Below are 10,829 nucleotides of genomic sequence, written 5' to 3' on the forward strand. Positions count from 1 at the left end.
TATAAGCAGAGAAAATATGCAAGAGGTGCAATCTTATGCCTAGACCGAAAATTAAAGAAGATTTGCTGTTAGCTGCTAAGGAAAACTTTGAGAAGTTACAAACTCTCATTTCTAAGATGTCTGATGAAGAGCTAAATACGCCCTTTGATTTTTCTCGGGATGAAAAGAAGAAAGAGGCCCATTGGAGACGAGATAAAATGTAAGAGATGTTTTGATTCACCTCTATGAATGGCATCCGCTCTTGTTGAATTGGGTGCATTCCAATCAAAAGGGGAAGAGCGGTCCTTTCTTCCTGCTCCCTATAACTGGAGGACCTATGGAGAGCTGAATCTGGAATTTTGGAAGAAACATCAGAATACTTCTCTTGAAGAGGCAACTGGGATCTTTCATCAGTCGCATCAAGATGTTTTGGACTTGGCAGACACATTCACAAACGAAGAATTATTTTCAAAAAATGTCTATAAATGGGTCGGAGGGACTGTACTAGGTTCCTATTTTGTAAGTTCTACTTCAGCCATTATGACTGGGCTATGAAAAAGTTGAAGGCTCATCAGAAAAATTGTAAATTAAAGTAAATAATTGAATACGAGTAGTGGAGAAGAATAAAATATGAAAAAAATATAGTAAAATAATCATGTCCTGCGCCTGCCTAGCTTTGACTTTTGGGCTTGTGGCATGTGCTAGTTCCCAGAAAATAAAGAAACAAGTCAAACTACATCGACTTATTCAAATCTAAACAGTAAAAAGAGTGTCGAAGAAGTCAAGAATTTGTTGGCTGCCGACTTGGATAAAGACAGTGTCGATAACTTTGTCAATCTAGTCAATGACTACAATGGACTTGTTGGCTCTACTGGATTAACGGGCGATTTCACTAAATTTACCAAAACAGAATATGATGTAGAAAAAATCAATCCTCTATGGCAGGCAAAGAAGGGCGATTTTATCGGGACAAATTGTCGGATTAATACTTACACTTTGTTGAAAAATAGCATCGACATTCCTCAAATTGAAAAAGATGACGAACTCTTGTTCATAGATAATGACTCGATTGACAAGGGCAAGCTCTTTGATGCCAAGGATAAGGAAGATTTTAATATCCTGTTTTCAAGAGTCAAGACTGAAGCGACTCAAGATGTAAAAGTCCATGCTAAGAAGATGGAGGAATACTTCAAGCAGTTCAAGTTTAGTGAAAAAGCAAGGATGCTTTCTGTCATTGTCCACGACAATCTTGACGGTGATTCTCTCTTTGTAGGCCATGTCGGCGTCTTGGTTCCAGATAAAGATGGATATTTATTTGTCGAAAAGCTGACCTTTGAAGAGCCGTACCAGGCAATCAAGTTTGCGACCAAGGAAGATGTTTACAAATACTTGCAGACCAAGTATAAAGACTACACAGGGGAAGGACTGGCCAAGCCTTTTATCATGGACAACGATAAGTGGGTAGAGGATAAGTAGTCTGCTTCAGTTAGCATTAAGAAAATAGAACTGGGAGATTTAGCGTATGGAATTAAAAGATTTTACAGAAAAGGAACAGGAGCAGATCAATCAGGGGCTCAGCACCGCAGAAATTTCCGATAAGGAGGCTGCCAAAAAGATTCTGGAACTTGTGCCCAATGAGTGGATTAAGAGAATTCCTTTCTTCGTGAGAGGCCATGCGACGACCAAGGTCGTTGAGCGAGTTGCCAAGCAATATCCTGAGCTATACGCTGTAGCCAAGCAACAAGGCGAACTTCCTGACAAGGAAAGAGAAGAATTGCGCGCCATTATGACAAGCATTTTTGAAGAAAAGATGAATAAGCATAAGATTAAATGAGTTCTTACTTTGAAAGAAGTAAGAGTCTTAGGAAGTCACTGGAAGCAGTGGCTTTTTTATTTGTTTATGGACATGACGAAGCTATTCACTAAGGCTATCTTTGGATACAGGCTTCTAATTGGGCTTTGGGACTATTCTCCATGAGAATTATCGGTAAAAATGGTATAATGTTCCTATATTTTCTAGAGGAAAAGGCAGGCTATGAAATTACTTTATACAGATATTCGCCATTCTTTGACCAAGGTCTTGGTGGCGGAGGCTGAGAGCTTGGTGGCGGCTGGTAAGCGAGTCTTTTATATTGCACCAAATTCGCTTTCTTTTGAGAAGGAGCGGGCGGTTTTGGAGTGTTTAGAAAATCAGGCTTCCTTTGCCATTACGGTGACGCGCTTTGCCCAGATGGCTCGGTATTTTGTCCTTAATGATGTTCGGCAAGGGCAGAGTTTGGACGATATTGGTCTGGGAATGCTGATTTATCGGACCTTGACAGAGTTAGATGATGGAGAGCTTAAGGTCTATGGCAGAATTAAGAAGGATGCCCAGTTTATCCAGCAGCTGATGGATCTTTACCATGAACTGCAGACCGCCCAGATGTCCTTTGCGGATTTGGAATTTCTTGATGAGCCTGAGAAGCGGGAGGATCTGGTCAAGATTTTTACAGCGGTGACCGCTGCTCTGAATAAGGGGGATTTTGATTCGTCTTCTCAGATTGCTGCTTTTGCCCAGCATATTCTGGCTGGTGATACGGATGAGGAATTGGCAGATTTGGCCCTTGTCATCGATGGCTTTACTCGTTTCTCTGCCGAAGAGGAATACTTGGTCAGTCTCCTGCATCGAAAAGGTGTGGAGATTGTTATTGGGACTTATGCCAGTCAAAAAGCCTATCGAGCAGCCTTTCGTGAGGGCAATCTCTATCAGGCCAGCGTGGATTTTCTAAGAAAACTAGCCGAGGACTATCAGGTCAAGCCTGACTATATCCCTCATGCAGAAGCAGAAGATGCCTTGGGGCGGATTTCTAAGATTTTGGAGAGTCGTTATGACTTTTCAGAATCAACGGTTAATCTTAGTGAGACAGACCGCTCGCAGCTTCAGATTTGGGCTACTATGAACCAGAAAGAAGAGCTGGAGTATGTGGCTAAGTCCATCCGGCAGCGGCTTCATGATGGTGTGCGCTATAAGGATATTCGTCTGCTTTTGGGAGATGTGGCAGCCTACCAGCTTCAACTCAAGACCATTTTTGACCACTATCAGATTCCCTACTATCTGGGGCGGAGCGAGTCAATGGCCCAGCATCCGCTGGTTCAGTTTGTCGAGTCCTTGGAGCGGCTCAAGCGCTATAATTTCCAACTGGAAGACCTGCTCAATCTCTTAAAGACAGGGCTCTACGGGGATTTGAGTCAAGAGGAGCTGGATCATTTTGAGCAATATCTGCGCTTTGCGGACATCAAGGGAGCAGGTAAGCTAGCTGAGAATTTTACGACCAATAGCCAAGGGAAATTTGACCTAGACCGTCTCAATCATATTCGCCACCGGGTTATGACTCCGATGCAAGACTTTTTCAAATCCCGCAGCCAGACGGCGTCGGGGCTCTTAGCTAAGTTTACGGAGTTCGTCCAAGCAGCCCGTTTGTCGGATAATTTGACGACTCTGCTGCAGGGAGCAAGTCAGCAGGAGAAGGAGCGTCATGAGGAAGTCTGGAAGGCTTTTAGTCATGTTCTAGAGCAGTTTGCTCAGGTCTTTGCAGATAGCAAGGTCAAACTGGATGATTTTCTAGCCTTGATTCTGTCGGGTATGCTTTTGTCCAACTATCGGACGGTGCCAGCGACAGTAGATGTGGTCAAGGTCCAGTCTTATGACCTGATAGAGCCTTTAGCAGCTCCTTACGTCTACGCAATTGGACTGACCCAGGAGCGTTTCCCGAAAATCGCGCAAAACAAGAGTCTGCTCAGTGATGAAGATCGGGCTCGGCTCAATGACGCAACGGATTCTCAGGCGGAACTGCAGATTGCCAGCTCAGAAAATCTCAAGAAGAATCGCTATACGGCTCTGTCGCTGATGAATTCTGCGACCAAAGAGCTGGTCTTGTCTGCGCCAGCCTTGGTCAATGAAGTAGAGGACAGCATGTCGACCTATCTGCTGGAATTGACTGCAGCTCCGCTTTCCTTGCCTATCATTGTCAAAAAGCCTCAGGCTTCCAGTGACGATATTGGCAGCTACCGAGCTCTCTTGTCTCAAATCATTGAGCTCTACCAAGAGGAGATTGACCGAGAGTGGACAGCAGAGGAGCAGACTTTTTGGGCGGTGGCTGTGCGGGTTATCCGCAAGAAATTGGCAGCAGAAGGCATCAGCATTCCGCAAATCAGCAAGGAACTGAAAACGGAGTCTCTGCAGCCGGTAACTCTGCAAGCCCTCTACCCTCAGGAGGAGCCTCTCCGACTTTCAGCCTCTGCTCTCAACGAATATTTCCGGCATCAATATGCTTATTTTCTCAAGTATGTTCTGCGCCTGCAGGAAGAGTGGACCATTCATCCAGATGCTCGCAGTCATGGGATTTTCCTTCACCGGATCTTTGAAAAGGTTTTGCAGGATGATTCGTCTGCTGATTTTGACCGGCGTTTAGCGCAGGCTATGGAAGAGACCAGCCGAGAGGCTGAGTTTGAGAGCATCTACAGTGAGTCAGGCCAGACCCGTTTTGCCCGCCAGCTCTTACTAGATACGGCACGGGCGACTGGCCGTGTGCTGGCTCATCCAACTGGGATTGAGACCATTGGTGAGGAGACTGGCTTTGGATCTGCTTCTAAGCCTTTCCTGACCTTGGAAAATGGCAGAGCAGTGACCGTGAGCGGAAAGGTGGACCGGATTGACCGTCTGACCAAGACCGAGAGTCTGGGAGTGGTTGACTATAAGTCTGGCGATATTAAGTTCAGCTTTGAAAAGTTCTTTAACGGACTGAATTCTCAGCTGCCGACCTATCTGGCGGCGATTGAGGACTTAGCAGACTATCAAGAGGATAAGGGAACATTTGGCGCCATGTATTTGCAGATGACCGATCCAATTGTGGCACTTAAAGATACCAAGACCTTGGCGGATGCAGTCAATCAGTCTATGAAGCCACTCCAGTACAAGGGACTTTTTGTGGCAGATGCTGTCAAGGAACTTGGTCCGCTCTATGAAAAAAATAAGACCAACTTGCTGAGTCAGGAAGATTTGGACTTGCTGCTGGCCTACAATGCTTATCTCTACAAAAAAGCTGCGGAAGGTATTCTAGCAGGCCACTTTGCAGTCAATCCTTATACAGAGAATGGACGCAGCATTGCTCCTTATGTAGAGCAGTTTAAGGCCATTACTGGCTTTGAAGCCAATCTCCACTTAGGACAGGCACGCCAGTTAGAAAAGCTGGATACAAGCAAGTTTGACAGGCGGCCGACTGGTGAGAAGTTACGCCAGGCCTGGCTAGGAAAAATGAGGGAGGAGATGGAAAAATGAAGAGAATTCCTTTTTTAACTGCAGAAGAAATTGCTCTTAAGCAAGCTCAAGAAGCTGCTTCGGACAAGCCACAGAAAAAGACGGCAGAGCAGATTGAGGCCATCTACTCCTCTGGCCAGAATATTCTGGTCTCCGCTTCAGCCGGATCGGGTAAGACTTTTGTCATGGTCCAGCGGATTATAGACCAGATTCTTAGAGGTATTGCTGTCAGTCAGCTCTTTATCTCGACCTTCACTGTTAAGGCGGCAGGCGAGCTAAAAGAGAGGCTGGAGAAGGAACTGGGGCAGGCCTTGAAGGAGGCCGAGAGTCCTGAACTCAAGCAACATTTGGCCCAGCAATTAGCTGACCTGCCCAATGCCGATATTGGCACCATGGACGCCTTTACCCAGAAAGTCCTTAGTCGCTATGGTTACCTGCTTGGTTTAGCGCCGAATTTTCGGATTCTCCAGTCTGCCAGTGAGCAGCTGATTCTGAAAAATGAAGTCTTTAGCCAAGTATTTGACCGTTACTATGACAGCGAGCGTCAGGCTTTGTTTAGCCGTTTGGTAAAGAACTTTACTGGTAAGCGCAAGGATTTATCAGGCTTCCGGGAGCAAGTTTATCGGATTTACAGTTTTCTGCAGTCAACCAGCAGTCCTCAGCGCTGGCTGGAGGAGACCTTCCTCTATGGTTATGAGCACAGTGACTTTGCAGCAGAGAGAGAGCGGATATTTGACCAAATCAAATCAGCCCTTTGGGAGCTGGAAGCTTTCTTTTCTGCACATTTGGAGCATGAAGGAAGAGAATTTGCGGGTGCTAAATATCAGGAAAATGTCCAAGATGCTCTGACCGTCTTAGCAGGGCTGAATGAACTGTCCTCGATAGAAGAAACAGCTCAGATTCTCAAACAGATCGTGACACTTTCCCAACTGTCCAATGGCCAGGCCTTTACAGCTCGGGTTGGCAAGAATGCAGACGAGTTCAAAAAAGAAATGGCCAAGGACTACAATGAGGCCAGGAAGCCTATGATTGAGCGGCTGCGAAGCTTTGACCAGCAGCTTTATCAACTGGACTTTATTGAGCAGCACCAGGAAGAGTGCCTGCCTCTGGTTGAGCTTCTGCGGGACTTTGTGGCGGACTTTGCACAGGCTTACTTGGAGCGTAAGAAAGCAGAAAATGCCTTTGAATTTGGCGACATCAGCCATTTTGCTATTGAGATTTTAGAGACATTCCCAGAGGTGCGTCGCTTTTATCAGGAACGCTACCACGAGGTCATGGTGGACGAATATCAGGATACCAACCACACGCAGGAGCGCATGCTGGACTTGCTTTCCAGAGGGCAAAATCGCTTTATGGTGGGTGATATCAAGCAGTCTATCTATCGTTTCCGTCAAGCTGACCCGCAGATTTTTAGCGATAAATTTAAGGCCTATCAAGAGGATAGCAGCCAGGGCAAGCTAATCGTCCTTAAGGAAAATTTCCGCAGTCATCTTGAGGTGCTGGAAGCGACCAACGATGTTTTTAAACGCCTGATGGATGAAGAAGTCGGGGAAATTGACTACAATGAAAACCACTATCTGGTAGCTGGAAATCCAGCTAAACGTGAGCCTAATCCAGCTAACCGCGCTTCCTTCTTAATCTATGAAGGCTCCAAGGAGAGTCCGGAAGAGGAGGGGGATGAAGGCTTGCCACAGGCGGTATCAGCTGGGGAAGTGGACCTAGTCATCAAGGAAATCATCCGCCTGCACAATGAAGAAGGAGTGGCTTTTAAAGATATCACGCTGCTGACGGCTTCCAGAACCCGCAATGATTTGATTTTAGCTGCCTTTGAGCAGCACCATATTCCGCTGGTACCAGATGATGGTTCAGCAAACTATCTGCAGTCGGTTGAGGTCTTAGTCATGCTGGATACCCTTCGGACTATCAATAATCCGCTGAATGACTATGCCTTGACCGCCCTTCTTAAGTCTCCTATGTTTGACTTTGGTGAGGACGAGCTGGCTCGGCTGTCCCTGCAGGCCAGTCAAGAGCGTTCTCAGGAAAATCTCTATGAAAAATTGCTCAATGCCCTTGAAGGTAGAGGTTTGCACCCTGCTTTAGTCACCCAGGAACTGCAGAAAAAATTGCAGCATTTCCATGAAACCCTGCAAAGCTGGCGGACCTATTCCAAGACGCATTCCCTGTATGATTTGATTTGGAAGATTTATCAGGACCGTTTCTACTATGACATGGTGGGAACTCTAGCCAATGGTGCCCAGAGACAGGCCAATCTCTATGCTCTCTCTTTGCGGGCCAATGAGTATGAAAAGTCTAGCTTTAAAGGTCTCTCTCGTTTTATCGGGATGATAGATCGTATCTTGGAAAATCAGCATGATCTGGCCAGCGTGCCAGTGGCGGCGCTTAAGGACGCCGTTCGTCTCATGACCATTCATAAGAGTAAGGGACTGGAGTTCAAGTATGTCTTTCTACTCAATATGGACAAGGCCTTCAACCGTCAGGATAGCAGCTCTGCTATTATCCTTAGCCGGACCAAGGGAATCGGCATCAAGTATGTGGCGGATGTATCGGTGTCTGTGGAAGATCCTTATGCGCCGAATCAGCTACGCATTTCCATGGATACGCTGCCTTATCAGCAGAATCTTACAGAACTGCAGTTGGCTAGTCTGTCTGAGCAGATGCGTTTGCTTTATGTGGCCATGACGCGGGCTGAAACCAAGCTCTATCTGGTCGGCAAGGGCAGTCAAGAGGTTTTGGATAAGCGTCAGTGGGGCAAAAGCCAACAAGGACGTTTGTCTGCCAGTCTGCGTAGCCAGATCAGTAATTTCCAAGACTGGCTCTATGCCATTCAGGCTGTTTTTTCCGATGAGAATCTCGCCTACGAGACCCGTTTTGTCACTGATGAGGAGCTAACTGCTGAAGAAATAGGGCAGATTAATGAGCCTGTGCTCTTTCCAGCGGATGATTTGGCAGATAATCGTCAGTCGGATGACATCCGTCGGGCTCTGGATATTTTAGAAAGTGTGGATCGTCTCAATAGCCAGTACCGATCTGCCATTGAGCTGCCTAGTGTGCGAACTCCAAGCCAGATTAAGAAGTTTTATGAGCCGATCATGGATACGGATGGTCTGGACATCATGGATGAGCGAGCAGCTTTTCGGCCTCAGCCTAGCTTTGAGTTGCCTGATTTTGGCAAGAAAGCCAAAGTGACTGGAGCGCAAGTCGGCAGTGCCGTTCATGAGCTCATGCAGCGGATTCCTTTGGATAGCAGTCCCAGCATGGCTGTACTTCGTTCTGCCTTGGCTCAGGTTCAGGCCGATGACGCAGTCAAAAAGCAGATTCAGCTGCCTAAGATTGCATCTTTCTTCGAGACAGATTTGGGACGACTCTTGATTGAGAACAGTGATAGAGTTCGTCGAGAAGCACCATTTGCCATGCTTAAGAGGGACGAAATCAGCGGTCAGGACTTTGTTTTGCGGGGAATTCTGGATGGCTACCTGCTCTTTGAGGATCGGATTATCCTCTTTGATTACAAGACGGATAAATATAAGGATTCATCTGAGTTGATTGCTCGCTACCATGGGCAGCTAGACTTATATGCTCAAGCTCTCGGCCGCTCTTATGGCATTTCTCAAATTGAAAAATATTTGATTTTGCTAGGCGGTGAGCAGCTGCAGGTGGTTAAGGTGAATTGATTATTTTGTCGTGTCCAGAAAGGAAAGAAGCCTGTGGAACAGTTAGAACGCATTCAAAAAATGGAAAAGCACCTGAATAAATATTCTCAGGTATTGGCAAGAGCCCAGGAAGCTTTAGCTGAGCTGGAGCGCTGCCAGTCAGATTATATCCAGCTGAGGGACTACTATACTGGTCAGGAGTTTTTTGATGATTTAGAGTTCTCGAATGGACCGGATTTCCCTGAAAATATAGCTTGCGGCGTCTTAAGTGAAGATGCTGTCTATGACTTGATGGGGAGCATTTTGAAACAGCGATTAATCTGCTGGATTTGTCCAGCTCTATGCTGAAAGAACGTTAATTTATTTAGAAAGAAAAAAATAATTAATTTTTTTCAATTTTCCTCTTGCTTTTTAATAAAAATTCATGTAGAATATTCAACAATAAATTGAAAGCGATGAGAGAAAAAGTCTAAGACAAGAAACAGAGAGTGCCTAATGGTGAGACGGCATGCAATCCTTAGACGACACATTCTTGAGTGCGGATGCGAAATCAGTCAGCAGTCTGAGATTAGTGTCCGACGGCTGATTGCCGTTATCAATCTGGAGTCTCGTACTCCCAGAGGGTCCTCAGGCGACTGAGGTCCGAACAAAGGTGGAACCACGTGTCAACGTCCTTGCAAAGTTTTTTTGCGAGGGCTTTTTATTATATTTAAACTAGAAAATTCCCCTATTTTCCTTTACTAAAGCGGTAAATTTCGTTTTTCATTTATTAGAAGTTCTAAAAGATAATGGCTAGTGTGAAAGAGAGGTGGCAAGATGGTTAAGCTAAAAGGTCTCAGGCAGATCAATCCCTATGTAGCGGGCAGCAGCCCAATGAGCCAGACATGATTAAGCTCAATACCAATGAAAATGCTTATGGACCGAGTCCTAAGGTTGCAGAGGCCCTGCAGAACTTTGATGCCCAGGACTTGCGCAAGTATTCCAGTTTGGATCAGGCGGAGCTCTGTCAGGCTTTGGCGGTAAACTTGGGTGTATCACCCGACCAGCTCATTATTGGTAACGGCAGCGACGACATCTTGTCTATGGCTTTTCTGGCTTTCTTTAACAGCGGCGAGTCGGTCTTATTTCCGGACTTGACCTATGGTTTTTACAAGGTTTGGGCAGACCTCTACCACGTGCCTTTTCGAGAAATCCCTCTGACAGATGATTTTGAGGTCCATCCCTCCGACTATTTTGGAGACAATGGCGGCATTATCCTAGCCAATCCCAATGCTCCGACGGGGATTTATCTGCCGCTGGATCAGTTGGAGGAAATTCTGGTGTCCAATCAGGATGTGGTAGTGGTGGTGGATGAGGCCTATATTCACTTTGGCGGTCAATCTGCCCTGTCTCTGCTAGACAACTACCCCAACCTCTTTATCACACGGACCTTTTCCAAGGATGCTGCCTTGGCTGGTCTACGGGTGGGCTACGGCATCGGCCATCCAGACTTAATAGCTGTCATGAAAGCTGTCAAGGACTCCATCAATCCTTACTCAGTGGATATGTTAGCAGAGCGCTTGGCTCTTGCTGCGGTGGAAGATTGGGATTATTATCTCGAGACCGGTAGTGCCATTCAAGAGACCCGAGATTGGTTTGCTGGGGAATTGGCTGCGCTGGATTTCCAAGTCCTGCCTAGTCAGACCAACTTTGTCCTAGCCCAGCCTAGTGGAATCTCTGCAGCAGAGCTTTTCCAGCAGCTAGAAGAGCGTCAGATTTATGTGCGTTATTTTCCAAAAGCAGAACGAATCAAAGACTTTTTACGCATCTCTATCGGACGGCGAGAGGAGATGGAAACAGTCCTGGCAGCTATCAAGGAAATTTGCAGCAGCTGAGAGTTTGAC

The 10,829-nt window shown here is 46.2% G+C and carries 3 protein-coding genes and 4 pseudogenes; all 7 read left to right on the top strand.

Translation table 11 applies throughout. From position 1 onward, the window contains the following. Nucleotides 1–35: 35 nt before the first annotated feature. The 7 genes and pseudogenes from FFV08_04805 to FFV08_04835 all read left to right on the top strand — a co-directional run bounded on the left by FFV08_04805 (nt 36) and on the right by FFV08_04835 (nt 10,820). Nucleotides 36–575, top strand: a pseudogene (locus FFV08_04805) (ClbS/DfsB family four-helix bundle protein). Between the two features lie 59 nt (nt 576–634). Beyond that, nucleotides 635–1,455 (top strand): annotated as a pseudogene (locus FFV08_04810) (DUF4300 family protein). A gap of 46 nt (nt 1,456–1,501) precedes the next feature. After that, a complete protein-coding gene (locus FFV08_04815; GenBank protein QLB52026.1) occupies nt 1,502–1,813 on the top strand; it encodes a hypothetical protein in 312 nt (103 codons plus the stop codon). Nucleotides 1,814–2,014: 201 nt separating this feature from the next. Then, on the top strand, nt 2,015–5,296 hold the full coding sequence (gene rexB / locus FFV08_04820; protein ID QLB52027.1) for an ATP-dependent nuclease subunit B: 3,282 nt from the start codon (nt 2,015–2,017) through the stop codon (nt 5,294–5,296). Next, nucleotides 5,293–8,967, top strand: coding sequence for a helicase-exonuclease AddAB subunit AddA (addA, locus tag FFV08_04825; protein ID QLB52028.1), 3,675 nt, complete (start codon nt 5,293–5,295; stop codon nt 8,965–8,967). The genes rexB and addA overlap by 4 nt, the downstream gene beginning before the upstream one ends. Nucleotides 8,968–9,000: 33 nt before the next feature. Next, nucleotides 9,001–9,305 (top strand): annotated as a pseudogene (locus tag FFV08_04830) (DUF4298 domain-containing protein). A gap of 457 nt (nt 9,306–9,762) precedes the next feature. Continuing rightward, nucleotides 9,763–10,820: pseudogene (locus FFV08_04835) on the top strand (histidinol-phosphate transaminase). Nucleotides 10,821–10,829: the final 9 nt, after the last annotated feature.

It is taken from the genome of Streptococcus sanguinis (assembly GCA_013378335.1).
Taxonomy (GTDB): domain Bacteria; phylum Bacillota; class Bacilli; order Lactobacillales; family Streptococcaceae; genus Streptococcus; species Streptococcus sanguinis_I.